Genomic DNA, 19224 nt, shown 5'->3' with positions numbered 1-19224 from the left:
TGGGCGCATGTTTGTTATTTGTTTGTTATAAGAAAAAAGCACCTACCGGAATAAACCGATAAGTGCTTGATGATGAACGAGCGGCAAACGAGACTCGAACTCGCGACCCTCAGCTTGGGAAGCTAATACTCTACCGACTGAGCTATTGCCGCAAAATGTGTTGGCAAATGTAAATATTTTTCGTAGAAAAGTAAAAAAAATATTACCTTTGCATCACAAAAAAAACGGGATGTAGCACAGTTGGCTAGCGCGCCACGTTCGGGACGTGGAGGTCGGAAGTTCGAGTCTTCTCATCCCGACAGCATATAAAAAAACAGACGAGAGCTAATCACTTTCGTCTGTTTTTTTATGAATTCTGTTTTATACTTTCCTGTTTTACTGTTTGTTGTTGTCATTCATGATAGGTATCTCACGCTTGACACTCTGGCTAAGTGATATCATTGTTTCTGTTGCCACTACACCGGGAATTTCCTGTATGCGGTTGTTTAGCAGGTCCATCAGGTGCTCGTTGTCGCGGGCAAATAGTTTTATAAGCAGGGTATATGGACCGGTAGTAAAATGACATTCAGTTACCTCGGGGATCTTATCGAACTCGGGGATAACGTTTTTATACATTGATCCTTTCTCAAGCTTCACACCTATATAGGCACTGGAAGCATAGCCAAGCACCTTCGGATTTACATGATAGCCTGATCCGGTAATAACATCGTTTTCGATCATTCTTTGTACTCGCTGATGGATTGCAGCACGCGAAACTCCACACTGTTCAGCTACATCTCTGAATGGGATACGTGCATTTTGAGTGATGATCTCCAGAATTTGTCTGTCTAATTTGTCAATTTTTTCCATGGGGAATTCTCTACTTTGAATAATTAGTACAAAAGTAATAAATATCTATGATATTATGACAAAATGGAAGCCTATTTTATATTTTAATGTACATTTTCAATGAAAATCCAAAGAATTAGCGGTAATCTTATCGTTTTGATAAATATTTAAGGTAGAATTCTGCTAATTCAATATCAAAAGCGGTGGTAACTTTTATGTTGGACTCTTCGCCTTCGGTCAGAATGATTTTTATTCCGCTAATTTCAGCAACGGAGGCATCGTCGGTAAATACCGGCAAATAATGTGTGTTGTATGCTGCCTTGAGTTGTTCTGCAGGAAATGCCTGAGGGGTTTGAACTATTTTAAGCTCTTCGCGATTGGCAATCTCACTCCCTTTTTCAGTTAGCCTGCGTACGCTGTTAACCTCATCAATTACCGGGATTACTCCGCAGTTATCATTAAAAGCAATATCAAAGCAGCGACCAATCAGACCTGAGGTTACAAATGGGCGGGCTGCATCGTGTATGCAGACTGTTTCTTCGTCGGAGATCAGGCTTAGACCATTTTTCACTGAATGAAACCTTGTTTCTCCTCCATAAACTATTGTGTGGTTAATGGCAAACCTGTATTCATCGCATAGTTGTTGCCATAGGGGCTTATAACCTTCGGGGAGAACAACTATTATTCTGACTCTGTAGTCATAATCATAAAATGCCTGAATGGTGTGCATAAGCATTGGTTTACCTCCAATAGATATAAACTGTTTGGGCAATTCTCCTCCTACCCTATAACCTTTGCCCCCGGCTACAATAATTGCACTGTATTTTCTTTCAGGAATCATCTTATAATTTATACTTAATGTGTTAATCCAGCTCTTCTAGCAGCTTCTGGAGCTCTTTATCTGTCTTGGTTAATTTATCCTTACAAAAGGTGATTAGCTCAGATGCTCGCTTTACTTTGTCTGTAAGTGCATCTACATCAAGCTCACCGGATTCAATAGAAGCTACAATTGCTTCCAGCTCTTTTTTTGCTGATGTATAGGTCAATTTCTCCATCTCTTGTTCCATATCCTTTTGATCTGATTTTATTTAACTGCATCTCCGGATGCCTCTTTATTAGTAACTTTTGAGGTTACTGTTCCATCTCTGAACAGCGTTTGAATATCATCTCCCACCTCTATCTCGTTTACCGAAGTAATGATCTTTCCATTTTTGAGTAATAGTGTATAGCCCCGTTTAAGTATATTAAAGGGTGACACCATATTGATATACTGTTGGTTCCTCTCGAGGAAGTGAATCTGATTTTGAACTAAATGGCTGATACGATGCTTTATGGTTGTTGATGATTTCTCGATAAAGTTGCTCTCTTTTTGTATTCTGAGAGTGGAGCCATGTATCACCTCTTTTGAGAGTGAAAGAAGATCTGCTCGCTCTCTTAAAATAACCTTCTCACTGATATTTATTGTTCTCTCTTGCAGGGATATTAATTCAGAAGCGGTTTTTGTTAAATGTGCGATGAAATACTCTGCAACAGCGGTAGGTGTTTTAGCCCTCGTATGAGAAACAACATCGAGAACGGTGACATCTCTTTCGTGACCGATTCCACTTATAATGGGGAGTGGAAACTGAGCGGCATTATTGGCAAGCAGGTAGGAGTCGAAACAGTTGAGATCGGCTGAAGCTCCTCCTCCGCGTATTATTGCCACTGCATCGAAAAACTCTTTGTGGAGAAATATTTTCTCAAGGGCAGCTATTATTGAAGATTCGCTGCGGTCGCCCTGCATAATTGCTGGAAATAGCTTAGTATAAAAGATGAAGCCATTGGCATTATTATCAAGCTGATCACGGAAATCCTCGTAACCTGCTGCAGTGGGTGAGGAGATTACCGCTATCCTGTTTGCAATTTCAGGCAAGACCAGCTCCTTGTTTAGTGTGAGTACACCATCATCTTCGAGCCTCTTTATTACCTGCTGCCTGTTACGCGCAATCTCTCCCAAGGTGAAGGATGGATCGATATCCACTACAGTGAGAGAGTATCCATATAGTTCGTGGAATGTGACTGAAACGGCTACAAGCACATTTAAACCTGAAGTGAACTCCTGTCCTGTTTCTCTAAGAAAATATGCCGAAAGCATCTCGTATACATTGGACCAGATTACTCCTCTTGCTTTTGCAACGATTGAGTGATCAACAGAATCCTTTTCCAGGAACTCAAGGTAGCAGTGACCGTTGCGGTTGCGACGCACATCGCTTGTTTCGGCACGTACCCAGTATGTATCGGGAAGATACTCTCTGATGGCATCCCGTACCCTTAAGTTGAGTTCTGTTAGTGTGAGAAAATTTTCCGGCATATGCATGTCTAATTGTAAACAAAAATAATACAATTAAACAGAATATAATAATGGATGGGGGTTATTGCATGTTGTTTTGTTTCTTGAACTCTTTAGTCATATTTTGCACATCCTCCAGCTTGAAGTTGCCTAAGAACTGCATAATTACGCTCTCATCATCATCTCCGTCAACTATCATAATAAGCTCCTGTATATTTTCAGGCTTACCTTTCATGTAGAAGTTCACATTCTCGCCATCATCAGATTTGACACGCATCAGAAGCTCATAGTTATTGGTCTTGATTCTGCTGTTTGCCAAAGAAAGCATCTCCTGCCCTACTTTCTTGTTTTCTGTGGTAAGAATGAGGATAGAGCTTAACTTATCTACAAAGCTGTTAATACTTACTCCACCAAACTGATTTGAATCTTTCGGGAAGAGCGCCATCATGTTTTTTGAGATAAATACTGATGTTACTCCATCCATATCAGTGAATTTCTCGAATGGATTATCTTGTGCTGAAACTACTGTTACTGCAAAAATTAGTGCTAAAGTGAATATTATTTTTTTCATTGTTGTAATCTTTTTAATGTTTGCTATTTGAATATTGGGATAACTTTTACCGAAAAGTTTATCTATTCATTTATTACCTTTTCCAGTATCTTAAAGGTGTTATCTACCCGACTGTCTGCTTTCTCTAATGCTTGTGTGCCTTTAGAGAAATTCTCCGAAAACAGTCGCAAAGCTTCTATTACGACTTCATGCGACGCCTCCGGATCATTGTATGTGTTTACTATTTCTGAATTTGCAGAATTGTAATGCTGATACCAAAACCCTATACTGATTACCAGTAAAAGTGAAGCGGCAATACCTATGATCTGCTTACTGAATCTTAACTTTGTAAAGCGTTTTGTCTGTTTCTTTTCGCTCTCTTCCCATGAATCAATAAGAGTTGATATCTTAAACTCAAGTTCTGAAGGTACTTCAGGTTCATCTTCTGAGAGTGAATGAAAAACATCGCGATCGGCTTTATATCTTTCATCAGAATCTATCTGAGACAGGTATTGAGCGAGGAACTTTTCCTCTTCCTCATCTGTTTCACCTTGATAGAAGCGGAATAATAATTTTTCTATATCTTCAGTTTTCATATATCTTCTCCATTTTATCTTTGATGGTTCTGCGTGCCCTGGATAGAAGTTGACGTACATTCTCTTGCGTTATCTCCATTGTATCGGCAATCTGTAAAATAGACATGTCGCTGAAGTGACGGAGCCTGATTGCCAATTGCTGTGTCTGAGGTAGTGTACTTAACAACTTCTCAACATTAGAAAGCGCCTCTTTATGTTCTATGATGTCGTGAGTGACCTCATGATTTACTTCTACAATATTGTTAAGAGGTGAGGTTTGTCGTTTCGCTTTATACCTGTATCTGTCTAATGCCATATTTCTTGCCATGATTACTATAAAAGATTCATCGTTTTCTACTTCTGATAGTGATTGGCGACTCTTCCACAGTTTTTCATATACCTCCTGAACTACATCTTCTGCATCTTCTCTATCTTTTGTGATTGCAAAAGAGATCTTGTAAATCAGATTTGTATAGGGTAAAAACCGGCTTTTAAACTCATTTCCGTCCATTTTTCATTTTATCAATCTCAGATGGCGATATTTTACCTTTCAGCTGTACCATGGCAGGCTCATCTCCCATCGACAAGATTACCATTTCGCGAATAAAATCTTTCTGAAACTTAAGGAAGATCCTTACTTTTTCATTCTCTTCGTTGGAGCTGACAAATAGCTCGTAATCCTTATCATTAAAATTAAGGGCAGTTTTGTTGAATCGCTCTTTTACTTCAGGTGAGCAATCTTCTAAAGAAAGAACACTGATACTTGTGATTTTACTCTCAGTGTCGTTGTTTGAAAATGGTCTCATCATGAACATTGCTAATTCGTTAAGATTGACCTTCTCAACATTGGACTCCTTAGAAAAAGTTCGATAGAGCTGCTCAACCGAAGTTTGTGAGTAAAGTGACAGTGCTAATAAACTGCAGGTGAAAATAATTAGAAGTCTTTTGTTCATACAATAAAAATTAAAGTGTTATTAATCGTACTTTAATTAGTAGACGATGATGCATAAACTTTGTGACAAAAAAATTATTTTATTGTTTTCAGCACTTCGTTCATGGCTTTGCTAAAATCGGTTATCCCTTGTCCGTAAACGGGATCTGGTGACATGTATCTATCAGATGATCTTAATATTATATCGATTAATTCGGTACGGTGGAGTTGGGGGTTTATAGACCATAGCGATGCTATCAAACCTGCAAGAAATGGTGATGAGAGTGAGGTTCCGTTTGTTCTTACTACCTCCCCAAATTGATTTATGGTGATTGTGCCTCTGCCTATGGAGACAAGGTCAGGTTTTATGCGCCCATCGGCCAGTTCTCCATATGAGCTGAAAGGGGCTATGATGCTGTCTGTGCCAATCGCACCTACTGCAATAACATTCTTTGCATCACCGGGAGGTGTAGACTTCTGCCAGGGTTTATTACCTTCATTTCCTGCACTGACAACTATAATCATCCCTTTCTCATATGCCAGATCTGCTGCACGCGACATTAATGAGACCTCTCCCGTCAAATCATCATGTGTGTAATTGAGAATTAAATCATCAAACTCATAGTAGCCCAACGATGTGTTGATAATATCTAGTCCTATGCTATCGGCAAACTCAATAGCCCTTATCCAGTAATCTTCCTCTACAGGGAATTCTGATGTAACATCTTCTGAACGAAGCAGCCAGTATGAGGCTTCGGGGGCAGATCCCATCATAAGCCCGGGCTGGTTTACTGCCATAGCAGAAAGCACTTTTGTTCCATGATCGCTTGTGGCAAACATATCACCTTCGGGTACAAAATTGGAGTAGCCGAGCAGGTCGACTGTCTCAAATTCAGGAATTACATCAAAGTTAGTGAACCCTGCATCTATAACACCTATTTCAATGCCTTTGCCTCTGTAACCCGCAGAATGGAGGTTATCGGCATTATGTACCATGAATTGTGAATAGGTATAGCCATATACTGTATCGATTGACTCTGCTTGGGGTAAATTGCGGCTTAGGCGTGGTCGGAGCGACTTGCGGTATACATTATTGGTCCCTTTCCAAACATATTTTACGGAATCAACTATGCTTAATGATCTGATGTTTTCAATCTTGAGACTGTCAGAGACCTCAACTACAAGTGTATTGAACCATTTACTGTGACTAACAACTTTACCTCCTGCCATCTCAACAAGTGTAATATAATCATCAGAAATAGGGAAATCAGTTTCATCGATTTCTACTTTCTGAACTCTTTTTCTTTCAATTGCCTTTTCTGTCAGAAATTGCGAGGGATTGTCGGTTGTGTAGACTGCATCTCCCTTATCGGTTAAATAGACACGGAATCTGTAATGAACAGGCTGGGTTTCATTATAGCTGTATGACAGAAATGATGTTAAAAGAAATAAAATGGAAAAGAAATACTTCATATTAGATTTTACCTGAAAATTTGTCTCTCAACTTTTGCTTCTTTTTTAGGATAAAGTATAGCAATAATGCAATCAGAAGGCTGCCGCTAAGGACAATAATATACTCCATCCATTTGCCCGACTCCTGATATCTTGGATAAGCTATCACAGCCATCACTAAAGTATATATTACAAGTAAAGAGGGAAGGAGAATATATCTTTTACTCTTTTGTTTCATGATTTGAAATTACTTTGGCAAATTGTACTATTTTCTCTCTGGACAAGCTTACAACTAGATTTTCTTTTTTGATAATCTGTTTTGTTATGAACCTTTCGAAATAATTTAACTTAAGATCATTGATCTCTCCTCCAAAATAATCACGCACAACTGCTTTATCATTTAACTCCTTTGGGAAAGCATTATTCAGCTGCAGCATGGCTTTATCTCCGGTATAAATACAGTTGATAAACAAGCCAATACGTTTTTTATTCAACAGATCTAAATTTGTTTTACAAAAGTCTGATATAGCTTTCTGTATCTCTCCGTAATGTATTGATCCTCCTATGATTATTGAATCATATCCGGTGAGATCAGGAATAATTTGGCGCTGGCTGAGATCACAAATATCAACTTTGCCATCTATTAACCTAAAGAGCTCACGCGCACATTTTTCCACTGTACCGTGCTCAGAAGCAAAAACGATAAGTGTATTGTTCATTATAATTTTATTTCAGGTTCTCTAAAATCTCTACTAGATATTCGTATGATTTATTTACTGACTTTATATCAACTGACTCATCAGGAGAATGTGCCCCGGTGATAGTGGGACCAAATGAGACAATATCAAGATCATGCTCTACATTGGATTGAATAATACCACACTCAAGACCGGCATGTATCACTATAACTTCAGGCTTTTCTTCATACTCCTCAATATAAATTTTTTCCATCAGACTAAGCAGCTCAGAACTTGCATTTGGCTGCCATCCGGGATAATCTCCTGAAAATTCCACTTTTGCACCTGCTAATTGGAAAAGGCTTTCAAGTGATGAACATATCCATTCTTTTCGACTTTCAGAGGAACTTCTGACCAATAGCTTCACCTCAATTTTGTCTGAAGCTGATTGAACTAAAGCAAGATTAAGTGAACTTTCAACAACACCTGGGAAGTCTGCAAGGTTGCTGATAACTCCATTAGGACAAGCTTCAACTGCATTTATCAGATCATCCTGGATTTCAACAGGGAGTAAGAACTCCGGCATATCAGTTTTTTCTGCCTTGAAAGAGATACCTGTCTCAATTCCTGCAAAATCTTCTCTGAATTGTGTCTGAAACTCATCAACCAGGTCGATAAGGTCATCTTCAAGATGACTCGGGATTGTGAGTACCACAAATGATTCTCTTGGAATTGCATTTCTTAGGGACCCTCCATTTATACTAGCCAGGCGGGCTTCATAGTCTCTTACAACCTCTTTCAGAAAACGGTTCATAAGTTTATTTGCATTTGCATGACCAAGGTGTATCTGTACCCCTGAATGTCCGCCCTTAAGCCCTCTGAGACTTATCTTGTATGCAATATCATCTTTATCAATCTCGGTATCCGGCTGAAAATTAAATGTAATGTTGACATCTCTTCCCCCGGCACAACCTATACATAACTCATTATCGGCTTCGGTATCAAGATTAAGCATAACAGTACCCTTAAGGAATCCCTTCTCTAGACCGTTTGCACCATCCATTCCAACCTCTTCATCAATAGTAAAAAGTGCCTCAATTGCAGGATGATTCAACATTTTATCTTCAAGCACTGCCATCATCATTGCGCAGCCTATACCATTGTCAGCACCAAGTGTAGTAGATTTAGCCTTTACCTGATCTCCATCAACATAAGCTTGTATGGGATCATTAAGGAAATCATGTGTTACATCAGAATTTTTCTGGGGTACCATATCGAGGTGTGATTGTAAAATAACCGTTTTGGTACTTTCAAACCCTTTTGTAGCAGGCTTCCTGATTAACACATTGCCTACCTTATCCTGTTCAACTTCCAGACCGAGTTCTTCCCCAAAATCTTTGATAAACTGTGTGACCTTTTCCATATGACCAGTGGGTCGGGGAATTTGAGTCAGTTCATAAAAATGTTTCCATACTCTCTTGGGGTTCAAACTTAAAATCTCTGTTGCTGACATAATTATTTTGTTTAAATTATTTTTGTTTCAGTATCCGGAACTTTTCCGGAGGTGTGTTCCCGTTTAACAAAAGGCATGGCAAAGACACCATAGAGACCATATAAAATTTGCCAAACTGATTGTATTGTAAAAACGGCGGCTGCGAATGCAAGTGACTGATTTTCCGCAACTCCCAATATAACCAAAGAGGATGATACCATGAAATGCCATGGACCTATACCACCTTGAACGGGAACCGAAATTCCTATATTAGTCATTGCAAAAACAATCAACCCTGCAAGCGGTCCCAGTTCCTTTGTGAAATCAAATGAAAAGAAACAGATGTAAAAATACAAATAAAAACATAACCAGAGAAGGATTGTATAAATTATTATCCTCCTCTTCTCCTTCATCGAAGAAATAAGCTTTAGGTCGTGTTTTACAGTCAATAAGAAACTCCTGACTTTAATCATCAATGGATTTTTCCTGAGAAATACCAGGTACAAGAGAATAAGAATCACAAATAGTCCTAAAATGATATAAAGCCACTCTGAAGAGAGTAGATTGACTATATTATCTCCAAACTGTGGATTATTGTTTAAATATGAAATAAAGAAGTCGATGTAGAGTATAATACTTATAAATATTATTGAGAGTCCTGCTATTACATCAACGATTTTATCTATTAGGAAAGTCTCGAGAGTTTTTGCAAATGGAATTTTGTCATACTTGCTGACTACACCACATCTCCAGAAATCTCCCGCACGTGGCAACAAAAAGTTTACAGCATAATTCCCCAGAGTTGCATTTATTAAACTTGCTCTGGGAGGGTGATAGCCGAGTGAATTTACAAACAGCTCCCACCTTAAGCCTCTGAGTATATTACCAATCAGTCCAAAAATTAAAGATACCCCAATTATTCCGAAATTGGCAGTTTCAATTATATCCCACAATTCGCCAAGATCAGAGTTCCGATACATTGCCCAGATAATTAGTAACCCGAGAACCAGTGATAGCAAAGTCTTTAGAATATTTTTAGCGGATTCTGACTTCATATTACGTTTGAGATATTGTAATATTGTTGTATCTTGTTTTTTTAGAATAGGTTTGCCCGGTTTTAAGTAATATATATTACCTTTGCGGCGGCAAATATAAGTAATAATCGGCATAAATCAATGTTTCAGGTAAAAGCAAAAAAAAACTTCGGCCAGCATTTCCTCAAAGATCATGAGATTGCTAAACGAATAGCATCCACACTTGATGGCTACCCCACTCTTCCGGTAATGGAGGTTGGACCTGGCACAGGCATGCTTACTCAGTACCTGATTCAAAAAAACAAAGACCTTACTGTTGTAGAGATTGATTACGAATCCATTGCATATCTGAAAGAACATTTTCCTGAACTTAAAGACAGAATTTTACAGGAGGATTTTCTGAAATTGGATCTTAAGAAGCTCTATAAAGGAGATTTTTGTATCATTGGCAATTACCCTTATAATATATCATCGCAAATCTTTTTTAAAGTACTGGAATATAGGGAAAACATTCCATCCATGTCCGGTATGATTCAAAAGGAGGTTGCAGAACGCATGGTTGCCTCACCAGGAAAAAAGACCTATGGTATACTAAGTGTATTACTTCAGGTATGGTATGATATCGAATACCTTTTCACGGTGAACGAACAGGCGTTCATCCCTCCTCCCAAAGTTAAATCGGCGGTTGTGAGACTAACTCGCAACAATAGAGTAAAGCTAAACTGTGATGAGAAGTTATTTAAAACTGTTGTTAAGACCAGTTTTAATCAACGCAGAAAAATGCTTAGAAACTCTATCAAATCACTTTTAAAAGAAGATAGTTCACTACCTGAAGATCCAATATTGACTAAAAGGCCAGAACAGTTGTCAATAGAGCAGTTTGAACAGCTTACCAATCTTTTGGAACCTTTGGTGAATTAAGCCTGACGGGCAGAGAGATAAGTTCATTTTTGAGAACACGATTTAAAATAACAGATCATGGCGGATATAAAATTATTCTATCATAAAGACGGCATCGTGAGATTAAGCCGTAGCCTGGAATTCCTGAAATCAAATCCTATACAGAATTTTCTATGGATAGACCTCATGGACGTAGATGAAGAGGTTGAAAACGAACTGGAAGATTTTCTTAAGATATATATTCAGGAAGAGGAGGAAATGATTGAAATCGAGATGTCGTCACGATATATAGAAACCACTGATACACTTGTGGTTAACTCCAATTTCCTTTTATCTAACTTTGAAACCGACCCTGTTTCATTTATATTAAAAAATAATATTCTTGTAACTGTTCGCAGTGAAGAACTTATATCTTTTCACGAAACTGTTAAGAAAATCTCCGCAAACCCTAAGAACTATCCTACCGGGGCTCATGTACTTGTAGCATTGCTTGAAACGAGGGTTGATTTTGATGCCGATATGATAGAAAACATGACTCAGAAGGTTACACAGCTTAGTAACTCTATTTCACTAAGAGATGCTGATGAGGAACTACTTTCTGAAATCAAGAACCTTCAGGAAAAAACCATGTTGCTGCGTGAAAATATAATTGATAAGCAAAGGGTTATTTCAAGTATGTTAAGAAGTGAGTTTATTGCTACGGAGCTGCAGCCAAAGCTTACGATAATAATAAAGGACATCAACTCGCTAATTGAGCATATTAAATTTAGTTTCGACCGACTTGATTATCTGCAGGATGCGTTCCTGGGTTATGTTAATATTGAGCAGAATAAGATAATTAAGATATTTACCATTGTATCGGTTATTTTCATGCCACCAACGCTTATTGCAAGTATTTATGGAATGAACTTTGATTTTATGCCGGAACTGGATAAAAAGTGGGGATATCCGGTAGCCCTGATTTTAATGGTACTCTCATCACTTATTATTCTATATATTTTCAGGAAGAAAAAGTGGTTGTAGCTACTCAAGCATCATATTCATTACTGCTGATTTTTCCGGAAAAAATGAGCTAATTGAGCAGCTCTTTTCTGATGTGTGATATCCTAAAAGCATTTGAACCAGTTCTCTGATATCTACTTCAAAAACAGGCTGGATTATTCGGGCGGGATTCTTTTGGAGCTGACCCATTGAAACCTGAAACTGACTGCTGTTTTCTCTCACAATTTCATCTCTTACCTTTACTGTAAAAGATTTATCGCTGTATTTGCAAGCAAATATTTTGATCAGTTGCTCTGCATCTATAATGCGAGCCATTCCTCTTAAATTTCTTTTGGGTGGATAATCAAACAATTTTGCTTCTTCTGCGATAGCTTCAAAATCAGAAAACGATTTCTGAACTGTCATATCATTAGCCCTGAATATTGCATCATACTCTTTGTAAGCCTCATAAAGATCTCCTTGATTTTTATCAATTAAATCCTTAAGAGAAATTATATCTTCATTTCCAGTATCAAATGTTTGAGCAAATCCAAATTTATTGTAGAAACTAAGCAGCCAATCCTCCTGAGGGACTAGAATAGCAAGTGGAATATTCCTTTCTGCAGCTACTTCAAAACTTTTGAGTATTAATTTACGAGAGTATCCTTTTCCTCTGTAATTGGCTAGCGTGGCAACTCCTGAAAGATAGCAAACTGGTATCTCTTGACCGCAAAAAGTAAACTGGTAATTGAGCATCTGAAGTGAAGAGACTGCTTTACCATTATCAAAGTAGATTAAAGTGTTTTCATTGCGGTATTTGTGTCTGAAGTATATCTCCATGTAGTCGTCAGAATCACCAAAGACCTTTTTCCACATGTCCCAGACCTCCTGTTTTGTTGAATCTTCAGCAAATTGAATCATCACAATAGTGTTTTAAATATCAAGATCTGTATATAGTACACTAAAATAAAATATTTGTATACTGATTATTCTTTGAATCTTGCATTATATTTTTCCAGCAGGATATCAGGCTGATATGAGAGTTTTGCTTTACGAAGATTTTCAACTCCCATATCTTCTTCCCTGTTTATATACTTGTACTCAGCGGCTTCATTTAAAACAAACTGCTGGTTCATAATTGTATATGCACCATGAATGGATGTAAACGCTTTTTCAACATGCACTACCACTGTATCTTCTGTAAGTACTTCACCTATTGAAAATGCAGCAATTTCATTATCTACGCATATAAGTCCCCCTTTAAGACCCAGGTACTCAAAATTCTCAAGCATTATTTTTGTAGCAAAATCATCATATGCCAGTGATGGGTCTTTTTCATCAGAATTGATCTCCATCCATTTATCAAGCATACTTTTACACTCTTTCACCAGTTGAGGATTACCTGTAAGTGTTTTATATTTCCAGCTATTTTCGCGTTTGAATCTGTTTATATGATTTCTCTTGCTCTGAAGCTTTTTGCCTTTTAGATTGATAAGTTTTTCAGATGTATATATATAATCCGAAACACTCATATTCAGCTTATAATCAAATACTCCGGGCATAGCTTCCTCAATTTCCGCTATCATATCTTTGGTTACACCCCTGATCTGAAATACTGTATCAAACTGCTTGTGGTCCTCAATGATTAACTCTATTCCTTTTTTAATATCACCCTCACCAATAGGTTTGAGGTATGAATTTCGGCCATAGTTATCTTTAAATCTTATAAAAAGCCAGTCGTCACACACAGCAAATTGTGTATTGAACTTCTTTCCCCAAGCATATAGATTTACAAAACAAAGGTCTGAAACTCTATAATTCTGATTTTTAAGGTATGAATTGATTAAATCTTTGTCTTCTAATTCGAATGACCTGAATTCTAGCATATATTCGGTTAGTTCAGTTAAAACTTCTTGAATCCCACTATCTCTCTTACATCAGCAATAGTTTTTGACGCTCTCTCCCTAGCCTTTTCTGCTCCTTCACTAGTTACCTTGCGTAGGTAATTATCATCATTATGTATCTCGAGTATTCTTTCTCTAATAGGTGTTGTTACCTTTATTATATCTTCAGCTAACTGCTTTTTAAGGTCGCCATATCTAATTTCGCACCTGTTCCATTGATCTTCATAATGATTTACCACCTCTTCGGTAGAAACAACTCTTAAGATTGTGAACAGATTCTCTATATAATCTGGTTTTACTGAATTTGGAATTGTTGGTCCGGAATCAGTTAGTGCTTTCTTCACCTTTTTCTCTATCTCTTTTGGTGTATCGCTAAGATATATTGCATTTCCTTCGGATTTGCCCATCTTTCCGCTACCATCCAATCCTGGTATTTTTACAAGTTCTTTACCGAAGTTATATGCTACAGGCTCTTTAAAATATTCTACTCCATAAAAGTTATTGAAGCGTCTTGCAAACTTTCGGGTCATTTCAAGATGCTGTTCCTGGTCTTTTCCAACTGGTACTTTATCAGCATTATGAATGAGAATGTCAGCTGCCATTAGTGTTGGATAGGTAAGGAGTCCTGCGTTTACATTTTCAGGCTGCTTACGTGCTTTCTCCTTAAATGATGCAGTTTTTGCCAATTCTCCCATATATGCATGCATATTCAAATATAGATAAAGCTCCGCCGTTTCATGTAAGTCGCTCTGTACATATATAACTGACTTCTCAGGGTCAATTCCTGCAGCAAGATAATCTACTAGTACATTTTTAACATTTTGATGTAATTGTTTGGGATCTGGATGAGTTGTAAGTGAATGAATGTCTGCAATAAAAAAATAGCATTTGCTTGTATCCTGCATCTTTGTAAAATTGAGCAGTGCACCATAATAATTTCCCAGATGTAATTTACCTGTTGAGCGTATACCACTTAAAACAATATCCATAAAAAATCAATTTCTTTTCTGTTAAAGTCGCAAAGGTAATAAATTATTTATAAAAAGAGTTTTGTGTAATGACATGTAAAATATATCTTTGAGAAATGAGACGTTAAAAGAACCTATTAAAGAAATATTTCTTTAAATCATTCTTTTTTGACGGTTAAAAGTACTATTTTTGCACCATAAAGTTGGAGGAAACATCTTTGGACCTAAATTATACAAAATAATTATATAGGAAATTTGTAACTATTGGATATACAGTTGTTTGAAAATTCAATAAAAAATTATATTAAAATTAATCATTAAATTAGAACTTTATGAGTTGGTTAATCAAATCATCTATCGGGCGGAAGTTTGTACAAAGCTTATCCGGATTATTCCTGATTCTGTTTCTATTGTTCCATGTTTGTATGAACCTGGTACTAATTTTCAACTTTGAAACATACAATTTCCTTGCAAACGATGTGCTGGGAGCAAACTGGTGGGCAATAGTTGGAACAGTTTTTATTTTCTTTGGTTTCGGCGTTCATATTATCTACGCTACATTCCTGACACTACAAAACAGGAAAGCTCGTGGAAACATCAGATATGAATCATCTAGCAAAACCACAACAACATGGTCTTCAAAAAACATGTTTGTTTTAGGTCTTGTAATTACTTTTTTTCTGGTATTGCACTTGTACCAGATGTGGTATCAGATGCAGGTAAAAGAACTATTTGGCCTGGATGGAGTACGTCATGACGGTGCTCAGCTTGTAGAAGAGATATTTTCAAACATCTGGGTTGTAATCTTATATGTAGTTTCTTTTATTGCTCTATGGTTTCACCTGACACACGGTTTCTGGAGTGCACTGCATACTGTAGGATGGAATAACGACATCTGGATGAAACGTATTAAAATAATTGGAAATGTACTGTCAACATTTATCTGTGTTGGATTTATTGCTGTAGCAGTGCTTATGTACCTGGGATATTCCAACTTATTAGCTTAACTTAAGAAAATCAAACATTATGAATAATATAGACTCTAAAATACCTAAAGGACCACTTGCCGAGAAATGGACAAATTATAAAAACAACCAGAAGCTGGTAAACCCTGCCAATAAAAGAAAACTGGATATAATTGTTGTTGGTACAGGTCTTGCTGGTGCATCGGCTGCGGCTACACTTGGAGAACAAGGTTATAACGTTCTAAACTTCTGTATACAGGATTCACCAAGAAGAGCTCACTCAATTGCAGCTCAGGGTGGTATAAATGCAGCTAAGAATTATCCAAACGACGGAGACTCAGTTTACCGTCTGTTCTATGATACTATAAAAGGTGGTGACTACCGTGCTCGTGAAGCTAACGTTTATCGTCTTGCTGAGGTATCTAATGAAATTATCGACCAGTGTGTTGCACAGGGTGTTCCATTTGCAAGAGAGTACGGAGGCTTACTTGCTAACCGCTCATTTGGAGGTTCACAAGTATCCAGAACATTCTATGCGCGAGGACAGACCGGACAACAGTTGCTTCTTGGAGCCTACTCTGCTTTGAGCCGTGCTGTTAATAAAAAACAGGTGAAACTGTATACTCGCTACGAAATGGTTGATCTTGTAGTTATAGATGGTCGTGCACGTGGTATAATTGCTAGAAACCTTGTTACAGGTAAACTTGAGCGCTTCGGTGCTCACGCTGTTGTTATTGCTACAGGAGGTTATGGAAACACATTCTTCCTTTCAACAAATGCAATGGCATCAAATGGCTCTGCTGCATGGCAGTGCTACAAAAAAGGTGCATATATGGCTAATCCATGTATGACTCAGATTCACCCAACATGTATTCCTGTACATGGTGAGTTTCAATCCAAATTGACACTTATGTCAGAGTCACTCAGAAATGATGGACGTATTTGGGTACCTAAAAAGAAAGAAGATGCTGAAGCAATAAGACAAGGAAAACTTAAACCAACAGATATCAAAGAGGAAGATCGCGATTACTACCTGGAGCGTCGTTATCCGGCATTTGGTAACCTTGTTCCACGTGACGTAGCTTCAAGAGCTGCCAAAGAACGCTGTGACGCCGGTTATGGTGTGGGTACAACAGGTCTTGCTGTATATCTTGATTTTGCTGATGCAATTGAAAGACTTGGTAGGGATGTAGTTGAAGCTAGATACGGTAATCTTTTCCAGATGTATGAAAAGATTGTTGATGATGATCCATATGTAACTCCTATGATGATTTATCCTGCAATCCACTATACAATGGGAGGTATTTGGGTAGATTACGAACTGATGTCTTCTATTCCTGGGCTATTTGCCATTGGCGAAGCTAACTTCTCTGACCACGGGGCTAATAGACTTGGCGCATCTGCTCTTATGCAGGGACTTGCTGATGGTTATTTTGTACTTCCATACACAATCCAGAATTACTTATCAGACCAGATATCAGTTCCTCACATCAAAACTGATTCACCTGAGTTTGAAAAGACCGAGAATGAGATCAATCAAAGAATTGAGCGCCTGATGAATATTAAAGGAAAGCACTCTGTTGATAGTATCCATAAAAAACTTGGTCATATTATGTGGGAATACGTTGGTATGGCCAGAAATGAGGCTGGACTTAAAAAGGCTATTGAGGAGCTTAAGGAGATCAAGAAGGATTTCTGGACTAATGTTCGAATCCCGGGTGAAAAATCTACACTTAATATTGAACTGGAGAAAGCGCTCAGACTTGCTGACTTCATTGAGATGGGAGAACTGATGGCTCGCGATGCACTCAATAGAGAAGAGTCTTGCGGAGGTCACTTCCGTACTGAACACCAGACTGAAGAAGGTGAAGCTTTAAGACACGATGATGAATTCGCATATGTTTCTTGCTGGGAGTATAAGGGTGAGGATAATGAGCCTGTTATGTATAAGGAATCACTCGATTACGAATTTGTTGTTCGCCAACAGAGAAACTATAAATCATAATCTGTTGATAAAACAGGAGAACATTTAAAAATTGAATAATCATGGATAAAGATATCAATATAAAAGTAAAAGTTTGGCGTCAGAACGGACCAAAAGACAAAGGACATTTTGAAGTCTACCCATTGGAAAATATATCTCAAGGCAGTTCATTTCTTGAAATGCTTGATATATTGAATGAAAAACTAATTAATGAAGGTAAAGAACCGGTAGTATTTGATCATGACTGCCGCGAGGGAATTTGCGGAATGTGTAGTCTCTATATAAATGGACATCCACACGGTCCGGATGAAGATATTACAACATGTCAGCTTCATATGCGTAAATTCAATGATGGTGATACTATTACTGTTGAACCATGGAGATCTACTGCATTTCCTGTAATAAAGGACCTTATAGTTGACAGAACTGCTTTTGACAAGATAATACAAGCAGGTGGATATACTTCGGTTAATACTGGTGGAACTCCTGATGCAAATGCTATACTAATCCCTCATGATCAGGCAGAAATGGCAATGGATGCTGCTGCTTGTATTGGCTGTGGAGCCTGTGTTGCTGCTTGTAAGAATGGCTCAGCAATGCTATTTGTATCTGCGAAAGTAAGCCAGCTGGCACTGTTACCACAAGGTAAGGTAGAAGCTGCAAGACGTGCAAAATCTATGGTTGCTAAAATGGATGAACTTGGTTTTGGTAACTGTACAAATACAGGTGCATGTGAAGTAGAATGTCCTAAAAATATCTCTATTTCAAATATTGCCAGATTGAACAGAGAATTTCTTAAAGCAAAATTCAAAGATTAGTATAATATCCTAAAGGGAATAAAAGCGTCTCTCACTCTAATATGGTGATGAGACGCTTTTTTTTCATATACTACTATTTACATTTCTTTAACAACCAATTTCCAATCTTCTTTGTTTAATTTAAGTCACAGGTATAACTTTGTGAAGCAAATCGGGTATTAATTAACATTAGTGACAACCAAAACATACTAATATGAAGACAAAAGGAATTATCAAAACCAGTATAGTGGTAATATTTATATTGCTGCTAAGCAGCCCAATTTTTGCACAAGTGAATTTTGGTGTTAGAGCAAGTGTGGGACTTAATAATCCGGAATTTAAAACTCTCGATGAGACTTTTAATGTTGAGAATATGACATCATACAGTATAGGTCCATCAATCGAAGCTATGTTTCTACCTCTAGGTGTTGCAAACTTTGGTATTGATGCCGCATTACTTTATAATGACAACAGAATGACAATCTCCAATCTTACAGGTGAGGGAGGCGACAGAGATGTATCAAACAGATATCTTAACCTTCCTGTCAATGCTAAGCTGAAAATGGGTCTGGGTTTACTACCACTAAGACTATTTGCAACTGCCGGACCATGGGCTGGATATTTAATTGATGGAGACAAAATTGACATTCAGGGTTTAGCTGACGATGTGAAAGCAAAAGAATTTCAGGCAGGTGCTAACCTCGGAATTGGTCTGGAATTGCTCAGCTTTCTGCAGGTTGGTTTGAATTACAGCGTTAAGCTGACAGATAATTACTCTGTAGATGTTCCAAACTGGCATGATCCTCTAAATGGTAAAAACGAGTCCTGGACAATTACAGGAACCATATATTTTTGAT

General features: G+C 37.7%; 22 protein-coding genes and 2 tRNA genes. 7 read left to right on the top strand and 17 right to left on the bottom strand.

Annotated elements, in window-relative coordinates; genetic code table 11:
* Nucleotides 1-79: 79 nt before the first annotated feature.
* Nucleotides 80-152: transfer RNA gene (locus tag PHO43_RS06085), tRNA-Gly, on the bottom strand.
* 73 nt (nt 153-225) lie between these two features.
* Between PHO43_RS06085 and PHO43_RS06080 the strand changes: the two genes are divergently transcribed.
* Nucleotides 226-299: transfer RNA gene (locus PHO43_RS06080), tRNA-Pro, on the top strand.
* 76 nt (nt 300-375) lie between these two features.
* Here the strand turns inward: PHO43_RS06080 and PHO43_RS06075 are convergent.
* The 13 genes from PHO43_RS06075 to PHO43_RS06015 all read right to left on the bottom strand — a co-directional run bounded on the left by PHO43_RS06075 (nt 376) and on the right by PHO43_RS06015 (nt 9889).
* Nucleotides 376-849 carry an Lrp/AsnC family transcriptional regulator gene (locus PHO43_RS06075; protein ID WP_045088814.1) on the bottom strand — a complete coding sequence of 158 codons (474 nt, stop codon included), beginning with the start codon at nt 847-849 and terminating at the stop codon, nt 376-378.
* 127 nt (nt 850-976) lie between these two features.
* The gene (locus tag PHO43_RS06070; RefSeq protein ID WP_045088813.1) at nt 977-1669 is read right to left on the bottom strand and encodes a 2-C-methyl-D-erythritol 4-phosphate cytidylyltransferase; all 693 of its coding nucleotides are present in this window, start codon (nt 1667-1669) and stop codon (nt 977-979) included.
* Between the two features lie 22 nt (nt 1670-1691).
* Nucleotides 1692-1895, bottom strand: a complete 204-nt coding sequence (gene xseB, locus PHO43_RS06065; protein ID WP_045088812.1) for an exodeoxyribonuclease VII small subunit — start codon at nt 1893-1895, stop codon at nt 1692-1694.
* A 17-nt stretch (nt 1896-1912) separates the two neighbouring features.
* The gene (gene xseA, locus PHO43_RS06060) at nt 1913-3178 is read right to left on the bottom strand and encodes an exodeoxyribonuclease VII large subunit (RefSeq protein ID WP_045088811.1); all 1266 of its coding nucleotides are present in this window, start codon (nt 3176-3178) and stop codon (nt 1913-1915) included.
* A 61-nt stretch (nt 3179-3239) separates the two neighbouring features.
* Nucleotides 3240-3728, bottom strand: coding sequence for a DUF4252 domain-containing protein (locus PHO43_RS06055; RefSeq protein ID WP_045088810.1), 489 nt, complete (start codon nt 3726-3728; stop codon nt 3240-3242).
* Nucleotides 3729-3790: 62 nt separating this feature from the next.
* Nucleotides 3791-4303, bottom strand: a complete 513-nt coding sequence (locus PHO43_RS06050) for a PG0215 family putative anti-sigma factor (protein WP_045088809.1) — start codon at nt 4301-4303, stop codon at nt 3791-3793.
* Nucleotides 4293-4793, bottom strand: a complete 501-nt coding sequence (locus tag PHO43_RS06045; RefSeq protein WP_045088808.1) for a GFO_1088 family ECF-type sigma factor — start codon at nt 4791-4793, stop codon at nt 4293-4295. The genes PHO43_RS06050 and PHO43_RS06045 overlap by 11 nt, the downstream gene beginning before the upstream one ends.
* Complete coding sequence (locus PHO43_RS06040) at nt 4780-5235, bottom strand: DUF4252 domain-containing protein (RefSeq protein WP_053826879.1); 456 nt, start codon at nt 5233-5235, stop codon at nt 4780-4782. The genes PHO43_RS06045 and PHO43_RS06040 overlap by 14 nt, the downstream gene beginning before the upstream one ends.
* A 74-nt stretch (nt 5236-5309) precedes the next feature.
* A complete protein-coding gene (locus tag PHO43_RS06035) occupies nt 5310-6686 on the bottom strand; it encodes a S8 family serine peptidase (protein ID WP_052673051.1) in 1377 nt (458 codons plus the stop codon).
* 1 nt (nt 6687) lies between these two features.
* Nucleotides 6688-6903, bottom strand: coding sequence for a hypothetical protein (locus PHO43_RS06030; RefSeq protein WP_045088806.1), 216 nt, complete (start codon nt 6901-6903; stop codon nt 6688-6690).
* Nucleotides 6887-7384: a flavodoxin domain-containing protein gene (locus PHO43_RS06025; RefSeq protein ID WP_045088805.1), complete on the bottom strand. Its 498-nt coding sequence runs from the start codon at nt 7382-7384 to the stop codon at nt 6887-6889. Before PHO43_RS06025 ends, PHO43_RS06030 begins: the two co-directional genes overlap by 17 nt.
* A gap of 7 nt (nt 7385-7391) precedes the next feature.
* Nucleotides 7392-8855, bottom strand: coding sequence for an aminoacyl-histidine dipeptidase (locus PHO43_RS06020; protein WP_288009630.1), 1464 nt, complete (start codon nt 8853-8855; stop codon nt 7392-7394).
* 11 nt (nt 8856-8866) lie between these two features.
* The gene (locus tag PHO43_RS06015; RefSeq protein ID WP_045090733.1) at nt 8867-9889 is read right to left on the bottom strand and encodes a lysylphosphatidylglycerol synthase transmembrane domain-containing protein; all 1023 of its coding nucleotides are present in this window, start codon (nt 9887-9889) and stop codon (nt 8867-8869) included.
* Nucleotides 9890-10009: 120 nt separating this feature from the next.
* On the opposite strand from PHO43_RS06015, the gene rsmA reads away from it, so the two are divergent.
* Nucleotides 10010-10789, top strand: coding sequence for a 16S rRNA (adenine(1518)-N(6)/adenine(1519)-N(6))-dimethyltransferase RsmA (gene rsmA, locus PHO43_RS06010; RefSeq protein WP_045088803.1), 780 nt, complete (start codon nt 10010-10012; stop codon nt 10787-10789).
* Between the two features lie 57 nt (nt 10790-10846).
* Nucleotides 10847-11791, top strand: a complete 945-nt coding sequence (gene corA, locus PHO43_RS06005; protein ID WP_045088802.1) for a magnesium/cobalt transporter CorA — start codon at nt 10847-10849, stop codon at nt 11789-11791.
* Here the strand turns inward: corA and PHO43_RS06000 are convergent, their stop codons facing one another.
* The 3 genes from PHO43_RS06000 to trpS form a co-directional block, all read right to left on the bottom strand.
* Entirely contained in the window at nt 11792-12670 is an 879-nt protein-coding gene (locus PHO43_RS06000; protein WP_053826883.1) for a GNAT family N-acetyltransferase, read from the bottom strand. It abuts the gene before it with no gap.
* 65 nt (nt 12671-12735) lie between these two features.
* Nucleotides 12736-13635: a DUF2156 domain-containing protein gene (locus PHO43_RS05995; RefSeq protein WP_288011633.1), complete on the bottom strand. Its 900-nt coding sequence runs from the start codon at nt 13633-13635 to the stop codon at nt 12736-12738.
* A 17-nt stretch (nt 13636-13652) separates the two neighbouring features.
* A complete protein-coding gene (trpS, locus tag PHO43_RS05990; RefSeq protein WP_045088800.1) occupies nt 13653-14642 on the bottom strand; it encodes a tryptophan--tRNA ligase in 990 nt (329 codons plus the stop codon).
* A gap of 311 nt (nt 14643-14953) precedes the next feature.
* On the opposite strand from trpS, the gene PHO43_RS05985 reads away from it, so the two are divergent.
* The 4 genes from PHO43_RS05985 to PHO43_RS05970 all read left to right on the top strand — a co-directional run bounded on the left by PHO43_RS05985 (nt 14954) and on the right by PHO43_RS05970 (nt 19223).
* On the top strand, nt 14954-15628 hold the full coding sequence (locus PHO43_RS05985; protein ID WP_053826885.1) for a fumarate reductase: 675 nt from the start codon (nt 14954-14956) through the stop codon (nt 15626-15628).
* Between the two features lie 19 nt (nt 15629-15647).
* Entirely contained in the window at nt 15648-17591 is a 1944-nt protein-coding gene (locus PHO43_RS05980; RefSeq protein ID WP_045088798.1) for a fumarate reductase/succinate dehydrogenase flavoprotein subunit, read from the top strand.
* A 41-nt stretch (nt 17592-17632) separates the two neighbouring features.
* Nucleotides 17633-18388 carry a succinate dehydrogenase/fumarate reductase iron-sulfur subunit gene (locus PHO43_RS05975; RefSeq protein WP_045088797.1) on the top strand — a complete coding sequence of 252 codons (756 nt, stop codon included), beginning with the start codon at nt 17633-17635 and terminating at the stop codon, nt 18386-18388.
* A 193-nt stretch (nt 18389-18581) separates the two neighbouring features.
* On the top strand, nt 18582-19223 hold the full coding sequence (locus PHO43_RS05970) for an outer membrane beta-barrel protein (RefSeq protein ID WP_053826886.1): 642 nt from the start codon (nt 18582-18584) through the stop codon (nt 19221-19223).
* The last annotated feature ends 1 nt before the right edge of the window (nt 19224 follow it).

Source organism: Lascolabacillus sp. (assembly GCF_028696275.1).
In the GTDB taxonomy this organism is placed as follows: domain Bacteria; phylum Bacteroidota; class Bacteroidia; order Bacteroidales; family Dysgonomonadaceae; genus Proteiniphilum; species Proteiniphilum massiliensis.
This window is presented reverse-complemented; position numbering and strand designations above follow the sequence as displayed.

What these genes read in the sequence shown, in the direction of transcription:
- PHO43_RS06075 (WP_045088814.1), bottom strand. Translation starts at nt 849, where the DNA reads ATGGAAAAAATTGACAAATTAGACAGACAAATTCTGGAGATCATCACT.
- PHO43_RS06070 (WP_045088813.1), bottom strand. Translation starts at nt 1,669, where the DNA reads ATGATTCCTGAAAGAAAATACAGTGCAATTATTGTAGCCGGGGGCAAA.
- xseB (WP_045088812.1), bottom strand. Translation starts at nt 1,895, where the DNA reads ATGGAACAAGAGATGGAGAAATTGACCTATACATCAGCAAAAAAAGAG.
- xseA (WP_045088811.1), bottom strand. Translation starts at nt 3,178, where the DNA reads ATGCCGGAAAATTTTCTCACACTAACAGAACTCAACTTAAGGGTACGG.
- PHO43_RS06055 (WP_045088810.1), bottom strand. Translation starts at nt 3,728, where the DNA reads ATGAAAAAAATAATATTCACTTTAGCACTAATTTTTGCAGTAACAGTA.
- PHO43_RS06050 (WP_045088809.1), bottom strand. Translation starts at nt 4,303, where the DNA reads ATGAAAACTGAAGATATAGAAAAATTATTATTCCGCTTCTATCAAGGT.
- PHO43_RS06045 (WP_045088808.1), bottom strand. Translation starts at nt 4,793, where the DNA reads ATGGACGGAAATGAGTTTAAAAGCCGGTTTTTACCCTATACAAATCTG.
- PHO43_RS06040 (WP_053826879.1), bottom strand. Translation starts at nt 5,235, where the DNA reads ATGAACAAAAGACTTCTAATTATTTTCACCTGCAGTTTATTAGCACTG.
- PHO43_RS06035 (WP_052673051.1), bottom strand. Translation starts at nt 6,686, where the DNA reads ATGAAGTATTTCTTTTCCATTTTATTTCTTTTAACATCATTTCTGTCA.
- PHO43_RS06030 (WP_045088806.1), bottom strand. Translation starts at nt 6,903, where the DNA reads ATGAAACAAAAGAGTAAAAGATATATTCTCCTTCCCTCTTTACTTGTA.
- PHO43_RS06025 (WP_045088805.1), bottom strand. Translation starts at nt 7,384, where the DNA reads ATGAACAATACACTTATCGTTTTTGCTTCTGAGCACGGTACAGTGGAA.
- PHO43_RS06020 (WP_288009630.1), bottom strand. Translation starts at nt 8,855, where the DNA reads ATGTCAGCAACAGAGATTTTAAGTTTGAACCCCAAGAGAGTATGGAAA.
- PHO43_RS06015 (WP_045090733.1), bottom strand. Translation starts at nt 9,889, where the DNA reads ATGAAGTCAGAATCCGCTAAAAATATTCTAAAGACTTTGCTATCACTG.
- rsmA (WP_045088803.1), top strand. Translation starts at nt 10,010, where the DNA reads ATGTTTCAGGTAAAAGCAAAAAAAAACTTCGGCCAGCATTTCCTCAAA.
- corA (WP_045088802.1), top strand. Translation starts at nt 10,847, where the DNA reads ATGGCGGATATAAAATTATTCTATCATAAAGACGGCATCGTGAGATTA.
- PHO43_RS06000 (WP_053826883.1), bottom strand. Translation starts at nt 12,670, where the DNA reads ATGATTCAATTTGCTGAAGATTCAACAAAACAGGAGGTCTGGGACATG.
- PHO43_RS05995 (WP_288011633.1), bottom strand. Translation starts at nt 13,635, where the DNA reads ATGCTAGAATTCAGGTCATTCGAATTAGAAGACAAAGATTTAATCAAT.
- trpS (WP_045088800.1), bottom strand. Translation starts at nt 14,642, where the DNA reads ATGGATATTGTTTTAAGTGGTATACGCTCAACAGGTAAATTACATCTG.
- PHO43_RS05985 (WP_053826885.1), top strand. Translation starts at nt 14,954, where the DNA reads ATGAGTTGGTTAATCAAATCATCTATCGGGCGGAAGTTTGTACAAAGC.
- PHO43_RS05980 (WP_045088798.1), top strand. Translation starts at nt 15,648, where the DNA reads ATGAATAATATAGACTCTAAAATACCTAAAGGACCACTTGCCGAGAAA.
- PHO43_RS05975 (WP_045088797.1), top strand. Translation starts at nt 17,633, where the DNA reads ATGGATAAAGATATCAATATAAAAGTAAAAGTTTGGCGTCAGAACGGA.
- PHO43_RS05970 (WP_053826886.1), top strand. Translation starts at nt 18,582, where the DNA reads ATGAAGACAAAAGGAATTATCAAAACCAGTATAGTGGTAATATTTATA.